Genomic DNA, 18675 nt, shown 5'->3' with positions numbered 1-18675 from the left:
AACTCCTGTGATTCACATATGTTTGCCGCGAGAGTTAAAATGATTCTAACTCGGCTTCAATGATATATATGCTGCAAATGCATAATGTCTTTGATGGCGATAAAGCATTATAAGTAATGCGTAAAATGATGTGCGTGGTCACTTTCGCTGCACGCACGTAGACGTGCCGCATAGCGGCTATGCGCCGCTGGTGTAACCAAATGAGTCGGTCTATGTTATGAACAAAGAAAATTGACCCAAAGTCAGGAAAGCCAGCCGTGCGTGATCTGAAAATACCCGAGCAAAGACACCCCGAAAAGGCGCATCGACCTGACAATGCGGCTCCGCGCAAACCGAACTGGATTCGGGTCAAAGCGCCGGGTGGCAAGGGCTATGCCGAGACGCATAAGATCATGCGTGACAACAATCTGGTCACTGTCTGCGAAGAAGCCGGATGCCCGAATGTAGGTGAGTGCTGGAGCCAGGGTCACGCGACCATGATGATCATGGGCGAGATTTGCACGCGCGGCTGTACATTCTGCAACATCGCGACCGGTAAGCCGGATACTCTGGATGCATTTGAACCGGGTCGCGTGGCGCATGCGGTGCAGAAGCTGGGCTTGAACCATGTGGTCATCACATCCGTGGACCGGGATGACCTGCTCGATGGAGGCGCCGATCACTTTGCACAGACCATCCGTGCGGTGCGACACCGCTCGCCCAAGACTACGATCGAGATTCTGACGCCGGATTTCCTGAAATGCGATCCCTCGGTGCTTGAGATTGTTGTCGAGGCCAAGCCAGATGTGTTCAATCACAATCTTGAAACGGTGCCGGGCCTATATCCTCAGGTGCGTCCCGGTGCGCGATATTTCCACTCATTGCGCTTGCTGCAGCGGGTCAAAGAGATGGACCCGTCCATTTTCACCAAATCCGGCATAATGGTCGGACTGGGCGAGGACGAGCAGCAAGTTCGTCAGGTCATGGATGACATGCGCGCGGCGGATATCGATTTTCTGACTATCGGCCAGTATCTGCAGCCAACACCCAAGCATCATGGCATTGACCGCTTTGTTACACCCGAAGAGTTTGCGGCCTATGAAAAAGCTGCGTTCGGAAAAGGTTTCCTTATGGTCTCGGCAACTCCTTTGACCCGGTCGTCTTACCATGCGGGCGATGATTTCGCCCGTTTGCGCGAAGCTCGACAAAAGAAGTTGAACCAGAGGTGAAACCCGAACTTCAATCCTGGCTTACCGAAAAGCGCCATGAACTGCATCAAGTGCCTGAGATATCGGGCGAGGAACGTGGAACCGCGACGAGTATCTCGAACTTGCTTCAGGCGTGTGATCCTGATGCGGTTCTGACAGGTATCGGTGGCCACGGTGTCGCGGCGGTTTATGATAGCGGACAGCCCGGACCAACCATCGGAATCCGGTGTGAATTGGACGGTTTGCCGATTCAGGAAATCTCAAGTGCACGATACGCGTCGCAACATCCCGGAAAGGGGCATCTTTGCGGGCATGATGGCCATATGGCGATGGTGCTTGGTGTTGCCTTTGTATTGGGGGACAAGCGTCCGACCAAGGGGCGGGTGGTTCTGATTTTTCAACCCGCCGAAGAAACCGGTCAAGGTGCGATTGCCTATCGTGCTGATCCCAAGTTTGCGGATATCGCTCCGGACTATGTGTTTTCTTTGCACAATTTGCCGGGTTTGGAATTGGGCGGGGTTGAGCTTTGCTCGGGTCCGGCGAATTGCGCCTCGCGTGGGATGCGAATTGTTTTGACGGGCAAAACCTCTCACGCGGCGGCTCCTCAGGATGGAGTGTCGCCAGCCGGTGCGTTGGCAGAGCTTATGCCTGCTTTAGCCATTCTGGGGCAGGGTGGGGCGCTGGATGCAGAATATGCGCTGACAACGGTAACCCATGCTAGGCTGGGTGAGGCCACTTTTGGTATCGCACCCGGTCAGGCCGAACTGTGGGTGACCCTGCGCACGGTCTCGGACAGCCGGATGGCAAGCCTGATCCGCGACGCAGAACAGCTGGTGGCTACACGTGCTCAGGCACAGGGATTAGGTGTTGAAATCACCTATGACGATGTGTTTGAGGCTTGCACAAATACGGGTGAAGCCGTGCAGATCCTGTCGGAGGCCTGCCAAAGCCGCGACATTCCTTGCAAGCTGGTTGCGACCCCAAAAAGGTTTTCGGAAGATTTCGGGCAGTTCGGAAAAGGCGCCAAAAGCGCCATGTTCTGGCTAGGCGCGGGGCGGGATCATCCGCAGCTACACAACCCCGACTATGATTTCCCGGATGCTTTGATCCCGATCGGGACAGATATTTTTCTGGCTGCTATCGAACAAACGCTCAAGGCCTGAGTTTTCTGGGCTGGCTTTCTGCCCATTCGGGCCACCACCCCAAATATTCAATTCCGGCAATCATCAGGCAGATAAGGATTGCGCCAAACACCAGTTTCACGCGCCGTTCCGAGGGCGGGTTTCGCCCCCATTTTGACATGCGAACAAAGTGGCGCAGACTCATCAGTCCTGATCTTCGACAAATCGAACCTTGCCGATAAACGGCAGATTGCGATTGCGCTGCGCATAGTCGATGCCATAACCCACGACAAATTCATCAGGGATTTCAAACCCGATCCAGTCCGAGCGAAAATCAACCTCGCGCCGGCTGGGTTTGTCCAGAAGGGCGATGGATTTCAACCGGTGTGGCTTTCGGGTGCGAAGCAGCTTGGAGACGTGGTTCAGGGTATGGCCGGTATCCACGATATCCTCGACCACCAAAACATCGCGCCCTTCAATGGCGCCGCGTAAGTCCTTAAGAATACGAACTTCTCGACTGCTTTCCATCGAGTCACCGTAGGATGATGCCTCAAGAAAATCGACCTCGATGGGCAGGTCCAGCTCACGCACCAGATCAGCGATAAAGACGAAGCTGCCGCGCAGCAGGCCGACAACGACCAGCTTGTCGGTGTCGCCGAATTCAGCCGTTATTTCGCGGCAAAGCTCTTCGATCCGGGCAGCAATTGCCTTGGCCGAGATCATCTCATCTATCACATATGCGCGCTGGCTCATCGCTGCCCCCTTGATCTTTGGCGCGCAACATACGAAATCACGCGCCATTGTCACCAGTTAATCCCGGATATCATGCCAACCCATTCCGAGACCCGCCCGCTGCCTTACACCGCTCAGCAGATGTATGATCTGGTCGCGGATGTGGCGAAATACCCTGAATTTTTGCCTTGGTGCGCTGCGGCCCGTATCCGTCGGACCTATGCCGCTGGCGATGGCAAGGTGATGGAAGCGGATTTGGTTATTTCATTCAAGGTGTTCCGCGAACGCTTCGGCAGTCGGGTCACGCTATTTGATGAGCTGAAACGGATCGATACCGAGTATCTGGACGGTCCGTTCAAATACATGCGCTCGGATTGGGAATTCGAGGATACAGTTGATGGCTGCAACGTCTCGTTTCACGTTGATTTCGAATTCAAGAACGCGGTTCTGCAAGGAATCATTGGCGTAGTTTTCAACGAAGCCATGCACCGTATCGTCCGAGCATTCGAACAACGTGCTGCCGTCCTATACGGCTGAGGCTTTACGCCCGAGCGGCGCGCGCTAGACTGCGCCACATGACCGATTTGACAACTGCCCTTGCCGAGTTTGCTGCTGGTTCTGTGTCGACCACGGCGCAGGCTCGTATCGTGACATCTCTATCCGCGTTGGACTGGCTTGCTGTGGGGCGGGCAGGCGCAGATGAGCCGGTTTCCCGCATCATACGTCAGATGGTTCTTTCCGAGAGCGGTGCCGCACAGGCGCGTTTGTTCGGAGGCGGTGATGCGCCGCTACGCGCAGCTGCGCTGGTGAATGGTACCATTTCTCATGCGCTTGATTATGACGACACGCATTTCGCTCATATCGGTCATCCATCGGTTGCTGTTTTTCCTGCAGCCCTTGCCCTTACTGCGTGGGAAGACCGACCTCTGGTCGATCTGCTTGAGGCAGCGCTAGTGGGAATGGAGTTATCGATCCGCATCGGTTTGTGGCTTGGTCGTGGTCATTATCAGGCTGGTTTTCACCAAACAGCCACGGCTGGTGCGTTTGGGGCTGCGGTGGCTGCGGGTCGGATTATGGCATTTGACGTAAAGCAGATGCGTGACCTGCTGGGGCTAACCGCGACCCGGGCCTCAGGGCAGAAATCACAGTTCGGGACTATGGGTAAACCCTATAACGCTGGACTTGCGGCCTCGAACGGGGTTGAGGCCGCCCAGTTGATCCGCAACGGTTTTCAACCCGGTGCTGACGCATTGGAAGGCCCGTTTGGGTTTGGGGCGACACATTTGGGGGCTGACGATTTAGCTGCTGCGCTTGATGGTTTGGGGGACGAGTGGCTGTTCGAAAGCATCAGCCACAAATTCCACGCTTGCTGCCATGGCCTGCACGCGGCGCTTGAGGCTGCGCGCGATCTCGACATCGCCGAGCCCGAGGTGGCCGAGATCAAGATCAAAACCCACCCCCGCTGGATGAGTGTGTGCAATCAACTGCAGCCGACCAGTGGGTTAGGAGCGAAGTTTTCCTATCGTACCGTGATTGCTATGCAGGCAATGGGCTACGATACAGCTCTGCCAGGGAGCTATTCCGACAAGATTTGTGCTGATCCAAGACTGCAATCCTTAAGGGACCGGATTACGGTCGAGGCGGATGAGAGTCTATCCGAGACACAAGCCCATCTGTCCCTGTTACGCCGGGACGGCGCGCGCCGCGAGGCCAGCCATGATCTGCTGGCTCCGATGTCTCTATCGGATCGCGAAGATCGCGTCAGGGAGAAAGCGGCGAAGCTGATCGGAGGGGATGAGGCAGACGCCATCTGGTCAATGCTACGCACCGGTGGGCGCGCAGCGGATTTGGCTGAAAGGCTAACTGATTAAGCGACGCGCCAATGCAGTGGAAAGCCCGGATCGAATACGGTCACGGGGCCGTCGCCGCTTTCGATTTTGGCCGGATAGACGACCTCATCGCCTTTGGTCAGCGTGATGGTCTCTTCGTTTACTGGCAGGCGATAGAAGGCCGGGCCGCTGAGTGACGTGAACGCCTCTAGCTTGTCCAACGCATCCGCTCGTTCGAACATTTCGGCCAGCAGTGACATCGTATTGGTTGCAGTGAAACAGCCAGCGCAGCCACAGGCCATTTCCTTATTTGCATCGGTGTGCGGCGCGCTGTCTGTGCCCAAGAAGAAACGCGTATCGCCTGATGTCGCGGCGGTCAGCAGCGCCAGCCGATGCTCTTCGCGCTTGGCGACCGGCAAGCAGTAGTAATGCGGCTTGATGCCGCCAACCAGAATGTGGTTGCGGTTGATGATCAGGTGATGCGTTGTAATCGTCGCACCCAGATCTTTCTCGTTCGCCTTGACGTAATCCACGCCGTTTGACGTCGTGATGTGCTCCATCACCACGCGCAGTCCGGGTGTTGCTATGCGAATCGGATCAAGAACGCGGTCGATGAACACCGCCTCGCGATCGAAGATATCGATCTCGGCATCCGTGACTTCGCCGTGCACACATAGCGGCAGACCGATCTCGGCCATCTTCTCCAGCACCGGGCGTACCTTGTCGAAATCGCGAACGCCAGAAGACGAGTTGGTTGTTGCCCCAGCCGGGTAAAGCTTTACCGCCTTGACCAATCCGCTTGCATGTGCGGCGGCCACATCCGCCGGGTATGTGTCTTCTGTCAGGTAGAGCGTCATCAGCGGCTCAAACGTCATGTCCTCAGGCAGAGCAGCAAGGATGCGGTCCCGATAAGCTGCTGCGTCGTCACCTTTGACAACGGGCGGAACCAGATTCGGCATGATGATGGCACGGGCAAAATGGCGCGCGGTTTCAGGCAAGACGGCTTGCAGCATCGCGCCATCGCGCAGATGCAAATGCCAGTCATCGGGGCGGCGGATCGTCAGGGATTGGGTCATGGCCCCCGGCTAACACAGCCGCTTGGGTGGTGAAAGACCCTCTTGCCCTTGCCGATGAGACAGATCGCCGTAAGTCACTGACGGATGGTGGTCTTGACCTCTGGTTGTGGTCATGACCTGTTGGGGCGCAGGAAAAAGGGGAACTCATGACACAGCCAAACTCCATCGATGCCGTGCAAGAGCTTTTGGGCTCTGAGGGTTATGTCTGTGGCCGGGCTTTGGCGACGGTTGTGTTTCTTTCGCTGAAACTTGGTCGGCCTCTGTTTCTGGAAGGTGAGGCGGGCGTCGGCAAAACCGAAATTGCCAAGGCGCTGGCCGCAGGACTAGGCCGCCGCTTGATCCGGTTGCAGTGTTACGAAGGCCTTGATGCCTCTTCCGCTGTGTATGAGTGGAATTTCCCCGCCCAGATGGTGGCGATCCGAACCGCAGAAGCGTCGGGTGGGGCGGACCGAGGCGCGTTGCAGACCGAGCTGTTCTCGGATGACTATCTGATCGAACGCCCCTTGCTGCAGGCCATGCGTCCGGATGCCAATGGGGCACCTGTATTGCTAATTGACGAATTAGACCGGACCGACGAACCTTTTGAGGCTTTCTTGCTGGAGGCGCTCAGTGACTTTCAGGTCACGATCCCCGAGCTTGGTACTGTCAAAGCTCCAGAACCGCCGATCGTGATCGTTACCTCGAACCGTACGCGCGAAGTACACGACGCACTGAAACGCCGCTGCCTATATCATTGGGTCGATTACCCTGACTTTGCGCGCGAAATCGAAATCCTGCACGCCCGGGCTCCCGAAGCGGCGCAAGCGCTGAGCCGTGAGGTGGTCGCCTTTGTTCAGCGCTTGCGCACTGAAGATTTGTTCAAGAAACCGGGGGTAGCCGAGACCATCGATTGGGCGAAGTGCCTGCTGGCGCTGGACGTTATCAACCTCAGTCCCGAAGTAATCGGCGATACGTTGGGTGCCATCCTGAAATACCAGGACGACATCCAAAAGTTGCAGGGGTCCGAGGCCAAACGCATTCTGGATCAGGCGAAAGCCGATCTCGAACCGGCCTGATGCTTCATCTGTTCGAAAATATTTCGGGGGTTTGATGGCCGAACAACTCCCACTCGATATACCGGACAACCCCAAACTGGCCCAGAACATCACCCATTTTGCGCGCGCTTTGCGCAAGGCCGGACTGCCGATAGGAACTGGGCGCGTGGTTGACGCGATCCGCGCCGTGCAGGCTGTGGGGTTCACCGAGAAACGAGATTTCTACTGGACGCTGCATGCCTGTTTCGTGAACCGGCCGGAACATCGAACGGTTTTTGCGCAAGTCTTCCGCCTCTATTGGCGCGATCCGCGGTATCTAGAACATATGATGTCCATGATGCTGCCTGCCATTCGCGGTGTTCAGGAGGAGCGCAAAGCGGATGCGGCTGAAAAGCGCGCGGCTGAGGCGTTATTGGATGGCGTCGAACGCGACTTGCCAGAATCAACCGAGCAACAAGAGGAAAGCGAGATCGAGATCGACGCAACCCAAACCGCGTCATCTGAAGAACGCTTGCGCAACCTCGATTTCGAACAGATGAGTACATCCGAGATCGCCCAGGCCAAACGCATGCTGTCGCGCCTGAACTTACCGGTCAAACCCATCGAGTCTCGCCGAGGTCAGGCCAGTCATCTCGGTCACCGCATTGATCGCGCTCGGACACTTAGGTCAGCGATGCGGCAGGGTGGCGAACTACGCGATATCGCGCACTTGCAACCCAAACCTCGGTGGCCGAATTTGGTGGCGTTGTGCGATATATCCGGGTCGATGAGCCAATACAGTCGGATCATTCTGCACTTTCTACACGCGGTTTCGAATGCCAAAGGCGCAGGTTGGGCCAAAGTGCACGCATTCACGTTTGGCACACGCCTGACCAACATCACCCGCCATCTGCATCAACGTGATGTCGATGCAGCGCTGGCCGCTGCTGGGGCCGAGGCACGGGACTGGGAAGGCGGAACCCGGATCGGAGAATGCCTGCATCAGTTCAATCGCGACTGGTCGCGGCGCGTCATGGGGCAGGGGGCGGTCGTGTTGTTGATCACCGACGGGTTAGAGCGGGGCGATCCCGAGATGCTGGAAAAGGAAATCGAGCGCCTGCACCTGTCGTCGCGGCGTCTGATTTGGCTGAACCCATTGCTGCGCTGGGACGGGTTCGCACCGAAAGCTCAGGGTGTGGCGACAATGCTTCCACATGTCGACAGCTTCCGCGCCGGGCATTCGATTGCGTCGCTGGAAGATCTGGCCGCCGTGATTTCACAGCCAGATGATCAGGGGCAGAAAGCGCGGCTGATGTCCGCGCTTTCCGACTAGCTGTTACGAAAGCTGCTCTTCATTGCACTTCCGTGCCATCTCCATGGCTTTGTAAGTGCCGGTCAGATCGACGGTGAAGGCGAACTCTTTTTCCGGGAACACGACCATTACCTTCTTCTTGGCAAGGTCATCCGCGAACTGAGGGTCGTCCGACAGGACATATCCGCCCGAATAACCCTTGGTGATGTTCCCCTTCATGCCGGTGGCCTCACCAACATAGATATTGTCTCCGATCAGGATGGCGACGGCCTCTTTCTCGCCTTTCTTGATGTTGGTCTCGGCTTTGGTGAAGACGCCCACATAGCCAACGCCGCGATCTTCGGTCAGGCCCATCTGTACGACATTATCAGCGTCATCAACCGCTTCGATCAGGCAGGATTTCTTGTCCTGATCAATGAAAACCTTCCAGCCTTCGACCTCACCGTATTTCAGAAATGTGTCAGCCCAGCCGGTGCTGGCAGTCAACAGGCCGATCGCTGCTCCGAGTGTAAGAATGCGTTTCAACTGTTTGTCTCCGCTATGAAATATGTTGGGACGATCCCGAATAGGCCCCGGAATCGCATGCAGGCTAGAATGACGCCTTCCAACATTCAACAATTTGTGAATGTGAGTTCAAAATCGGCTTGTTAGCGCCACAAGATCGACCCGCTGAGCGCTTTTCATTGCTCCAAAGCTGACTATGTTGAACCCAAGCACGGCCGGAGGTCTAAATGGAACGATTCGATAGCAGCCCGGAAACCGCACTAAAATGGTATCGCGCCGGGAAGGGCGCGGCTTTGGCCACTGTGGTTGAGACCTGGGGCAGCGCGCCGCGCCGTGTAGGCGCGCAGTTGGTCATATCGGGCGACGGCCGTATCGAAGGTTCGGTTTCTGGTGGTTGCGTCGAAGGTGCCGTGATCGTCGAAGCGCTGGAAGCCATAGAGGAAGGCGAGGCAAGGCTGCTAGAGTTCGGTGTAAGCGACGAGGATGCGTTTGCAGTCGGTCTGGCCTGCGGCGGTACGATCAGGGTTTTGGTTGAACCGGTCGGCAAGGTCCTGCCCGAACCAATGCTGGCCGAACTGATCGCGGCACGGGCGCGGCGCGAACCCTTGGCCTATGAAGTCAATGTCGAGACGGGCCAGCGCGCGTTGCGCCGTAATGCCTATTTCGAACGCTTGCGTATGGACAGGTCCGGGTTCGAAGAGGATGGGCAGACCTTTGTCGCTGTCCACAACCCACCGTTACGGTTGATAGTGGTGGGAGCGGTGCACATCGCCCAAGCTCTGGTGCCGATGGCCCGGATCGCGGGTTATGACCCGGCGATTATAGATCCGCGCGAGGCCTTCGCATCGGACGCACGTTTTCCCGGAGAAACCATCCTGACGGATTGGCCGGATGAGGCTGTGTCAAAGCTTGGTCTCGACTCGCGCACGGCGCTTGTGTTGCTGACCCACGACCCCAAACTTGATGACCCCGCGCTTCAGGCCGGTTTGGCGGCCGATGTGTTCTACATCGGCGCACTCGGATCTAAGCGCACACATGCCAAACGCGTGGAGCGGATGAAGCAGGCCGGGTTCAACGATGACCAGATTTCACTGATTCACGGACCTGTTGGGCTTGATATCGGGGCGGCTGGACCGTCTGAGATAGCCGTTGCGATCCTGGCGCAGATGACGGCGGTCCTGCGAGGCAGAGCGTGAAGTTTGGTCCGGTACCCGTTTCCGACGCCGACGGCGCGATATTAGCCCATTCCGTCAAAGCGGGAAACCGCAAGCTTAGGAAAGGTATAACGCTTTCGTCCGAGCACATAGCCGAGTTGCACCAAGCCGGTCTGACCGAGGTCACAGTCGCGAGACTGGAGCAAGGTGATTGCCATGAGGACGAAGCCGCAGCGCTGCTGGCAGAAGCGCTTGCACCAAGTCCCACACAGGCAAATCTGCGTGTCACCGAAGCCTTTACAGGCCGGGTGAACCTTTTAGCGAATGGACCAGGCGTCGCGGTGCTGGATACCGATGCCTTGCAAAAGTTCAATCAGGTCAACCCGATGATCACAGTTGCGACGGTGCCGCAATATCAGCAGATGGCGGCTGGCGGTATGGTCGCGACGATCAAGGTGATTTCTTATGCCGTACCTCGATCCGACGTTGAGAGTGCGGCCCGTCATGCGCAGGACGCTATTCGCTTATCGGTGCCCAAATACGAAAATGCGGGTCTCATCGTTACTGACATTGCTGGCGGGCCATCTAATGAAAAAGGTATCGCTGCTATCCGTAGCCGGGTTGAGTCTTTGGGTATGAATCTGTCAGATGTTCAGGTAGTGCCGCATCGGATGGGCGACTTAACAGCATCGATTTCGACCATTCGGGGTGAAATCGTCATGATCCTGACCGGATCGGCCACGTCGGATAAAGATGATGTGGCGCCTGCTTCTGTGCGGGCGGCGGGGGGTATCGTCGACCGGTTTGGAATGCCGGTCGATCCGGGGAACCTGTTGTTTTTGGGATCTTCCGGCGAGCGCCCCATCATCGGTTTGCCCGGATGCGCGCGCTCACCAGCATTGAACGGGGCGGATTGGGTCTTGTCCCGCGTTGCTTGCGGAATCGAAACGACGGGCGCGGACATCGCAGGGATGGGTGTCGGTGGGCTGCTAAAAGAAATCCCGACGCGGCCACAGCCCCGCGCTGCCAAGAGTAAATGACGCAACGGCAATTTTGCCCTGTTTAGTGGACGCATCACTGTTAGAAGGCTGATCAGCGAAACTGCGGAAAAATCAGGCAAATATTTTTGTTCTCAAACGAAATTTACCGTGTTTAACTCTGGCTTAGCAAATAAGCCAAAAAAGGGGAGGATCTTATGACCAAGGTCTCAATGACCGTGAACGGCGTTGCCGTCAGCGGTGATGTTGAAGGGCGGACTCTATTATCCGGATTTCTACGCGACCACCTGAATTTGACAGGCACACATATTGGCTGCGACACGGCTCAATGTGGCGCGTGCGTGGTGCACGTGAATGGTGAGGCGGTCAAATCCTGCAACATGCTGGCGCTGGAAGCAGACGGCGCGGATGTGGGCACGATCGAGGGGCAGGCGGCCGAAGATGGCACGCTGAACGTGATCCAACAGGCCTTTCAGGATCATCACGGGCTGCAATGTGGATTTTGCACTCCGGGCATGGTGATGAGCGCTGCAGCATTGCTCAAGGATAACCCGCGCCCGACCGAAGGCGAAATTCGCAAGTACCTTGAGGGTAACCTATGCCGGTGCACAGGCTACCACAACATCGTCAAGGCAATCATGGCCGCATCGGGTCAAGACGTTTCCAGCATCGCCGCCGAGTGAGGCGGTTAAGAATTTTCGACGAAAATTCTTTTCCACGGAGGAGAACAAGCAATGCCCAAAGACAGTGGCATCGGAGCCAGTTCCAAGCGGCGCGAGGACGTACGCTTTCTGACCGGAGCAGGCAATTACACCGACGACATCAACGTACATGGCCAGGCCTATGTGCATTTCCTACGGTCCGACATCGCGCATGGCCGGATCACCAACATCGACACATCTGCCGCCGAGGGTATGCAGGGTGTTGTGAAGGTGTTCACCGGCAAGGACTTTGAAGGTGTGGGCGGAATGCCTTGCGGCTGGGAAGTAACCGACCGTCATGGCGCCCCGATGCAGGAACCACCGCATCCCATTCTGGCGCAAGGCAAGGTCCGACATGTAGGCGATCCCATCGCTGCCGTTGTCGCAGACAGCCTTGAACTCGCCCGCGATGCGGCGGAAGCGATTGAAGTGGATATCGAAGAGCTCCCCGCCGTGCTGGATATGAAAGCCGCAGCGCAGGATGGCGCTACGCTTATCCATGAGGATCTGAAGAACAACATCTGCTATGACTGGCATCTAGGCGAAGAAGACAATGACAAGGTCAATGAGGTTTTTGCCAACGCGGCCCATGTCACCACTCTGGACCTGATCAATAACCGTCTGGTCGCAAACCCGATGGAGCCGCGCGTTGCGGTGGCCGAGTACAGCCGGGGTACGGATGAGTACACGCTCTACACCACTTCACAGAACCCGCATGTGATCCGCTTGCTGATGTGCGCATTTGTTCTGGGCTTGCCTGAACACAAAGTGCGTGTCGTAGCGCCTGATGTTGGTGGTGGATTTGGCACGAAGATTTTCCACTACGCGGAAGAGGCGTTCTGTACATTCGCTGCCAAGGCCTGCAACCGCCCGGTCAAATGGACCGCCAGCCGGTCCGAGGCGTTTATGTCGGATGCGCAGGGCCGCGACCACGTCAGCACGATTGAGCTCGCTTTGGACGCGGACAATAACTTCACAGGCCTTCGCACTAACACCTACGCCAATCTGGGCGCGTATCTGTCGACCTTCTCAAGCTCGGTTCCGACTTGGCTGCATGGCACTCTGATGGCAGGCAACTACAAAACGCCGGTCATTCAGGTGAATGTGAAGGCAATGTTCACCAACACAGTGCCGGTGGACGCTTATCGCGGTGCGGGTCGGCCAGAGGCAACCTATCAGTTGGAGCGCGTCATCGACAAGGCAGCGCGTGAACTGGGTGTCGATCCGATCGCCCTGCGTCGCCAGAATTTCATCACCCAGTTTCCGTATGACACACCGGTGGCGCTGACCTACGACACCGGGGATTACAACGGGACGATGGATAAGCTTGAGGCTGCTGCTGATTTGGCTGGCTTTGCCGCGCGGCGGGCGGAAAGCGAGGCCAATGGCAAGCTGCGTGGTCTAGGCGTCAATTGCTATATCGAGGCCTGCGGCATCGCGCCCTCGAACATCGTCGGCATGCTGGGGGCCCGGGCGGGTCTTTATGATGCTGCCACGGTACGGGTAAACGCCACCGGTTCCATCAGTGTGATGGTTGGTGCACATAGCCACGGGCAGGGGCATGAGACTGCTTTCCCGCAGGTTGTGGCCGACATGATCGGCATCGACGAGTCGATGGTCGAGATTGTGCATGGCGACACCTCGAAGATCCCGTTCGGCATGGGCACTTATGGCTCACGCTCGCTGGCGGTCTGTGGTTCGGCCATGGTTAAGGCGACCGAAAAGGTGATCGACAAGGCCAAGAAGATCGCGGCACACCTGCTCGAGGCGTCCGAGGCCGATATCGAGCTGAAGGACGGTCAGTTCAGCGTCGCGGGCACTGACAAGTCGGTGGCCTGGGGTGATGTGACTCTGACAGCCTATGTACCGCACAACTTCCCATTGGAGGTTGAGCCGGGGCTGGAGGAGACCGCATTTTATGACCCGGCCAACTTCACCTTCCCAGCGGGGGCATATGCCTGCGAGGTTGAGGTGGATCCCGAGACTGGACAGGTGACCATCGAAGCCTTCACCGCTGCGGATGACTTTGGCAACATCGTTAACCCGATGATTGTGGATGGTCAGGTACATGGCGGCATCGGTCAGGGTATCGGTCAGGCTTTGTTGGAAAACTGCGCCTATGACGAGAATGGCCAGTTGCTGAGCGCATCCTTCATGGATTACGCGATGCCACGCGCCGATGATCTGCCGTTCTATGCGGTCGACCATTCCAGCCAGACGCCGTGTACGCACAACCCGTTGGGTGTGAAGGGCTGCGGTGAAGCTGGTGCGATTGGCTCGCCGCCTGCGGTAGTCAACGCGGTTCTGGATGCGCTGAACTCGGGTGGAAAGGCTGTTGATCACATTGACATGCCGATGAGCCCATCGCGTGTTTGGACAGCAATGCATGGTTGAGAGGTTCGGGTGCGAGGGGCCAGCCCCTCGCGCTCCCCGAGATATTTATAGCCAGATGAAGGGCGGATCCGCGCTTTTCGGAAAGGAAGAACGAAATGTACAATTTCGAGTTTGAGAAACCCTCGACCATCGCTGACGCGGTTACTGCGTTGGAAGTTGAGGATGCGCAGGCATTGGGGGGTGGGCAAACCCTGATCCCCACAATGAAGCAGCGGTTGGCCGCGCCATCCAAGCTGGTTTCGGTCAATGGTATCGCTGAAATGAAAGGGGTCTGCGTCGAGGATGATGGCTCGGTAGCGATAGGCGGTGCAACAACCCACGCAAATGTGGCCGCTGAAGCTGCTGGTAACTATCCGGCGCTGGCAGCGCTGGCCGGCCAGATCGGTGATCCAGCGGTGCGTAATCGTGGCACTATTGGCGGTTCGATTGCCAACAATGATCCAGCGGCCTGTTATCCGGCGGGAGTGCTGGGTTCAGGCGCGACCATTGTCACCAATAATCGCCAGATAGCGGCGGATGACTTCTTTCAGGGCATGTTCACGACAGCTTTGGAAGAGGGCGAGATTATCACTTCGGTGCGTTTCCCCGTGCCTCAGGCGGCGAGTTATCAGAAGTTTTTGCAGCCCGCGTCTCGGTTTGCTTTGGTCGGGGTATATCTTGCCCGGTTTGCCGATGGCGTTCGAGTTGCAGTAACCGGTGCAAGCGAGGACGGAGTTTTCCGCTGGGCAGAGGCCGAGGAGGCCCTGAACAAAGAGTTCCGCGCGGACGCTTTGATGGGGCTGCACATCAATCCGATGAACATGATTGGTGATCTGCACGGGAGCAAAAAGTATCGGGCGCATCTGGTCACTGTTATGACGAAACGGGCTGTCGAAGCTTGCAGTTGATCTGATTGTTAATCAGCTTTGAGAGCCTCGGTGAAAGCCGGGGCTCTTTATTCTTTCCGAACTCTTGGGAGCTTGGCGGGGCGCCAGTAGGCGCCGGTGTCTTCTCTGGCTGTCTGATAGCGTTCCACGCGGTCACGCGCGGCTGATCCCCCTGCGGCAAAGAGATGACCCAGCAGGCATTCAAGCACTGCCATCGCTCCGGAGAAGCTGGAAAAGTGATGTTGCGCGCGGGTACTTACAGGCAGCACGATGTCAGGGTCAACACCAGGGGCGATGACGTCGCTATCCGACAATAGCACGATGCGCATGCCGCGTTTACGCGCAAAACGCATGGATTGTATAGTGTCAGAGGAATAGGGGTGAACGGTAATAGCGAAAAGGCAGTCCGCCTCATCGGCCTCGAGCAAATCATCGATGGCTGATCCCATATGTCGCGGGATAAGTTGAAATCCTGGGTGTGCCATCCGACCCGCATAGTGGAGATAGTAGGCCAAAGCATAGCTGGCCCGGGTCGCGGTTAGGAAACAGCGATTAGCTGCAATCATGTACTCTGTGACCTGTTGCATCAAATCAGGATCGGCCAACCGCAAGGAGCGGGCTACGACGTTCAGTTCGTTTTGCGCAAACCCAGCTTGCGCGGCGCTGAATTGCCCCCCCGATTTCATGCGATCCAGCCAGCCCTGACCCAGCCGATCTTCTCGGTCTGTGACAAGGGTTTGGCGAAAGGGTCGTCTGAACGACTCAAAACTGTCGAATCCCATGCGTTGTGCCAACCGCACCAAAACGTTTGAACTGACACCGATCTTTTCGGCGGTAAGCCGAACCGGGTCGAGCCCGAAATCGCCAGGGTGGTCGATGATGTATTTCGCTGCGGCTTGCATTTGCTGAGGCAGGGTGTCGATTTCGTGCCGAAGCTGCTCGGTCAGTTGGGATGAGGTGTGTTGCATTTGGTAAGAAAAACAAATGTTATGAAAAATGCAAATTGAAAACGTTGGCAGAGTGTCTAATTCGGGATCGTGCAAAACAGGTGACGGAATGTCAGAGACTGGTTCGAGGATGGCGGGAAGGCCATATGTGTTGGTGGCTCCGAACGGGGCGCGGCGGGGGCATGGGGATCATCCTGCGCTGCCGATCACAACGGACGAAATCGTCAAAGCTGCGAAGACGTGCAATCGGGCAGGTGCGCAAGGCCTGCACCTGCATGTTCGTGATCAGACGGGTCAGCATTCGCTTGATGCGGGTTTGTATTGTGAAACCATTGCTGAACTGCGTGCTGCGGTCCCTGACATGGACATCCAGATTACGACAGAAGCTGCTGGCGTTTTCGGCGTTCAAGCACAACTTGCTTGTTTGCAAAATGTGCGCCCGGACTGGGCTTCGATTTCGGTGCGCGAGATTGCACGGTCGCCCGAACTTGCGCCAAAGGTCTACGCACTATGCGCGGAACAAGGGACTCGTGTTCAGCATATCCTCTATGATGTCGCTGACGTCGAGTTACTGACCCATTGGCAGGCTGAAGGGGTGGTAAAATCGGATCAGGTCGACCGTCTGCTTGTCCTTGGTCGCTATGCCACGGCGCAGGAATCGAGTCCGAATGATCTGGATGTGTTTCCGCACAGCGCTGATCCATGGATGGTCTGTGCCTTTGGAGGGCAGGAGCATGCGTGCCTGCAAAAGGCCGCGCAGTTGGGTGGCGATGTGCGCGTGGGTTTTGAGAACAGCCTTGCCGGTCCGGATGGACAAACCTGGGCTGACAATGCCGCATCCGTCGCGGCGCTGATTGATCTTCTGAAAAGGACGTCGACATGAGTCACGTATTTCCACGCCATACAAAGTCGGAACTGCCTGAGGCCGCTGGTGGTGACGGCTGTTATCTCATCGACTCAACCGGCCGTCGCTATCTGGATTGTGGTGATGCTGCCGTTTCATGCCTCGGCCATTCCAACGCCGCTGTGGTCAAAGCGGTGCAGGATCAGGTGGCGCAGATTGCGTTTGCGCATACGGGCTTTATGACCTCGGCACCGGCCGAGGCACTGGCCGATCTGCTGATTAAACACTCCCCCGGCGAACTGGACCGGGTCTATTTTGTCTCGGGCGGGTCAGAGGCGACCGAGGCTGCTATCAAACTGGCGCGGCAGTATTATCTGGAAACCGGCCAGCCTGAACGCCGTCATGTCATAGCGCGCCGACAAAGCTATCACGGCAACACTTTGGGGGCACTTTCGGCGGGTGGCAATGAATGGCGGCGGGCGCAGTTTGCACCGATGCTGATCGAGATGACTCATATCGCTCCTTGCTATGAGTACGCCGAAAAGCCTGAGGATGAGAGCAGTTTTGAATATGGTCAGCGCGTTGCGAATGAGCTGGAGGCAGAAATCCTGCGCCTTGGGCCTGAAACGGTCATGGCTTTCATGGCGGAGCCGGTGGTTGGTGCGACGCTTGGGGCTGTTCCGGCAGTCGAGGGGTACTACAAGCGAATCCGTGAAATTTGCGATCAACACGGCGTTCTTCTGATCCTCGACGAAGTAATGTGCGGCATGGGGCGTACCGGGCATTTGTTTGCCTGTGATCATGACGATGTCACGCCGGATATTCTTTGTATCGCCAAAGGGTTGGGGGCTGGGTATCAGCCTATCGGAGCGATGCTGTGTTCGGGTCGAATCTATGATGCGATCCGGGATGGATCGGGCTTCTTCCAGCATGGCCACACCTATATCGGTCATCCGGTTGCGACTGCGGCTGCGCTTGCCGTTGTACAGGAACTTACTTCTCGTGAACTGCCAGCGCGGGCCGGCGTAATGGGGGGCAAATTGCAGAGCATGTTGGAAAACAAGTTTGGCCAACACCCGAATTTCGGGGACATACGGGGCCGCGGCTTATTCCGAGGAATTGAGTTGGTCGAGGATCGGGATACGAAAACTCCGTTTGATCCGTCGCGTGGCCTAGCGGCCAAGATCAAGAAGGCCGCTATGGCCGAGGGATTGATCTGTTACCCGATGTCGGGAACGCGTGATGGACGCAACGGAGATCATATCCTCCTAGCACCGCCCTTTATCATCGAAGATGACCAACTGGTCGAGCTTGTAGACAAGCTGGATCGGGCGATATCCTCGGTGATCTGATTTAGGCGAGAAGCCAGAAAACAAAGAAGCCCCTCCGATTTCGGAGGGGCTTTTGTCATTCTACAAAAGAAAACCTACTTCTGTGGCAGCGGGCCAATCATCATGATCATCTGACGGCCTTCCATCTTGGGCATGTTCTCGATCTTGCCCAGATCCTTGACGTCTTCGGCCACACGTTCCAGCAGCTCACGCCCCAGGTTCTGGTGCGCCATCTCGCGGCCACGGAAACGCAGGGTGACTTTGACCTTGTCGCCGTTCTCAAGAAACTTGAACACGTTGCGCATCTTGACGTCATAGTCATGCGTATCGGTGTTGGGCCGGAACTTGACCTCTTTCACCTCGATGATCTTTTGCTTCTTGCGGGCTTCGCTTTCGCGTTTCTGCTGTTCGTACTTGAACTTGCCGAAATCCATGATTTTGCAGACCGGAGGGTTCGCGTTGGGCGAAATCTCAACCAGATCGAGACCGACGTCGGCGGCCATTTGCATGGCTTTTGCGGGATGAACCACCCCGACATTTTCGCCTTCGGCGCCAATCAGGCGAATTTCGGGAGCACGGATCTTGTCATTGACGCGCGGGCCGGTATCTCGCTGTGGCGGCGCGTTGTGAGGTCTGCGGGCTATGGGTTCATTCCTTTGATGATTG

18 protein-coding genes are annotated in these 18675 nt (G+C 56.8%); 13 read left to right on the top strand and 5 right to left on the bottom strand.

Translation table 11 applies throughout. From position 1 onward, the window contains the following. Positions 1–257 precede the first annotated feature (257 nt). On the top strand, positions 258–1208 hold the full coding sequence (lipA, locus tag ACR0MP_RS06170; protein ID WP_170405410.1) for a lipoyl synthase: 951 nt from the start codon (positions 258–260) through the stop codon (positions 1206–1208). Next, complete coding sequence (locus ACR0MP_RS06165) at positions 1205–2350, top strand: amidohydrolase (protein ID WP_480885983.1); 1146 nt, start codon at positions 1205–1207, stop codon at positions 2348–2350. The genes lipA and ACR0MP_RS06165 overlap by 4 nt, the downstream gene beginning before the upstream one ends. Before the next feature lie 162 nt (positions 2351–2512). Here ACR0MP_RS06165 and hpt read toward each other — a convergent pair whose 3' ends face one another. After that, positions 2513–3061, bottom strand: a complete 549-nt coding sequence (gene hpt / locus ACR0MP_RS06160) for a hypoxanthine phosphoribosyltransferase (RefSeq protein WP_170735162.1) — start codon at positions 3059–3061, stop codon at positions 2513–2515. Between the two features lie 72 nt (positions 3062–3133). On the opposite strand from hpt, the gene ACR0MP_RS06155 reads away from it, so the two are divergent. Continuing rightward, positions 3134–3577: a type II toxin-antitoxin system RatA family toxin gene (locus tag ACR0MP_RS06155; protein WP_170510230.1), complete on the top strand. Its 444-nt coding sequence runs from the start codon at positions 3134–3136 to the stop codon at positions 3575–3577. A gap of 38 nt (positions 3578–3615) precedes the next feature. Next, positions 3616–4911 (top strand): MmgE/PrpD family protein, encoded by a 1296-nt coding sequence (locus ACR0MP_RS06150; RefSeq protein WP_170421331.1) that lies wholly within the window; start codon positions 3616–3618, stop codon positions 4909–4911. Here ACR0MP_RS06150 and pyrC read toward each other — a convergent pair. Next, positions 4908–5945 carry a dihydroorotase gene (gene pyrC, locus ACR0MP_RS06145; protein ID WP_480885982.1) on the bottom strand — a complete coding sequence of 346 codons (1038 nt, stop codon included), beginning with the start codon at positions 5943–5945 and terminating at the stop codon, positions 4908–4910. The genes ACR0MP_RS06150 and pyrC overlap by 4 nt on opposite strands. Positions 5946–6091: 146 nt before the next feature. Here pyrC and ACR0MP_RS06140 point away from each other — a divergent pair, with 146 nt between their 5' ends. Together ACR0MP_RS06140 and ACR0MP_RS06135 are read left to right on the top strand one after the other, a co-directional pair. Further along, positions 6092–7000 carry an AAA family ATPase gene (locus ACR0MP_RS06140; protein ID WP_170735152.1) on the top strand — a complete coding sequence of 303 codons (909 nt, stop codon included), beginning with the start codon at positions 6092–6094 and terminating at the stop codon, positions 6998–7000. Between the two features lie 34 nt (positions 7001–7034). Beyond that, on the top strand, positions 7035–8291 hold the full coding sequence (locus ACR0MP_RS06135; RefSeq protein ID WP_480885981.1) for a vWA domain-containing protein: 1257 nt from the start codon (positions 7035–7037) through the stop codon (positions 8289–8291). 3 nt (positions 8292–8294) lie between these two features. On the opposite strand, the gene ACR0MP_RS06130 is transcribed toward ACR0MP_RS06135, so the two are convergent. Next, positions 8295–8795 carry a hypothetical protein gene (locus ACR0MP_RS06130; RefSeq protein ID WP_170735148.1) on the bottom strand — a complete coding sequence of 167 codons (501 nt, stop codon included), beginning with the start codon at positions 8793–8795 and terminating at the stop codon, positions 8295–8297. 206 nt (positions 8796–9001) lie between these two features. Between ACR0MP_RS06130 and ACR0MP_RS06125 the strand changes: the two genes are divergently transcribed. The 5 genes from ACR0MP_RS06125 to ACR0MP_RS06105 all read left to right on the top strand — a co-directional run bounded on the left by ACR0MP_RS06125 (position 9002) and on the right by ACR0MP_RS06105 (position 14908). Continuing rightward, the gene (locus tag ACR0MP_RS06125; RefSeq protein ID WP_480885979.1) at positions 9002–9970 is read left to right on the top strand and encodes an XdhC family protein; all 969 of its coding nucleotides are present in this window, start codon (positions 9002–9004) and stop codon (positions 9968–9970) included. Continuing rightward, positions 9967–10968 carry a molybdopterin-binding protein gene (locus ACR0MP_RS06120; protein WP_170735144.1) on the top strand — a complete coding sequence of 334 codons (1002 nt, stop codon included), beginning with the start codon at positions 9967–9969 and terminating at the stop codon, positions 10966–10968. Before ACR0MP_RS06125 ends, ACR0MP_RS06120 begins: the two co-directional genes overlap by 4 nt. Before the next feature lie 155 nt (positions 10969–11123). Next, positions 11124–11609: a (2Fe-2S)-binding protein gene (locus ACR0MP_RS06115; RefSeq protein ID WP_170393234.1), complete on the top strand. Its 486-nt coding sequence runs from the start codon at positions 11124–11126 to the stop codon at positions 11607–11609. Positions 11610–11660: 51 nt separating this feature from the next. Further along, entirely contained in the window at positions 11661–14021 is a 2361-nt protein-coding gene (locus ACR0MP_RS06110; protein WP_170405437.1) for a xanthine dehydrogenase family protein molybdopterin-binding subunit, read from the top strand. A gap of 95 nt (positions 14022–14116) precedes the next feature. Next, entirely contained in the window at positions 14117–14908 is a 792-nt protein-coding gene (locus tag ACR0MP_RS06105) for an FAD binding domain-containing protein (protein WP_170405440.1), read from the top strand. A gap of 47 nt (positions 14909–14955) precedes the next feature. Here the strand turns inward: ACR0MP_RS06105 and ACR0MP_RS06100 are convergent, their stop codons facing one another. Further along, complete coding sequence (locus tag ACR0MP_RS06100; protein ID WP_170405443.1) at positions 14956–15855, bottom strand: MurR/RpiR family transcriptional regulator; 900 nt, start codon at positions 15853–15855, stop codon at positions 14956–14958. Positions 15856–15943: 88 nt separating this feature from the next. Here ACR0MP_RS06100 and ACR0MP_RS06095 point away from each other — a divergent pair, with 88 nt between their 5' ends. Then, positions 15944–16717, top strand: a complete 774-nt coding sequence (locus ACR0MP_RS06095) for a beta-keto acid cleavage family enzyme (protein ID WP_170735140.1) — start codon at positions 15944–15946, stop codon at positions 16715–16717. Then, the gene (locus tag ACR0MP_RS06090; protein ID WP_170405449.1) at positions 16714–18030 is read left to right on the top strand and encodes an aspartate aminotransferase family protein; all 1317 of its coding nucleotides are present in this window, start codon (positions 16714–16716) and stop codon (positions 18028–18030) included. The genes ACR0MP_RS06095 and ACR0MP_RS06090 overlap by 4 nt, the downstream gene beginning before the upstream one ends. Before the next feature lie 74 nt (positions 18031–18104). On the opposite strand, the gene infC is transcribed toward ACR0MP_RS06090, so the two are convergent. Then, positions 18105–18566: a translation initiation factor IF-3 gene (gene infC, locus ACR0MP_RS06085; RefSeq protein ID WP_238528775.1), complete on the bottom strand. Its 462-nt coding sequence runs from the start codon at positions 18564–18566 to the stop codon at positions 18105–18107. Positions 18567–18675 lie beyond the last annotated feature (109 nt).

This window comes from Ruegeria sp. K3, from assembly GCF_056531845.1.
The sequence above is the reverse complement of the archived record's forward strand: the minus strand, read 5'-3'. Positions and strand labels throughout refer to the sequence as shown.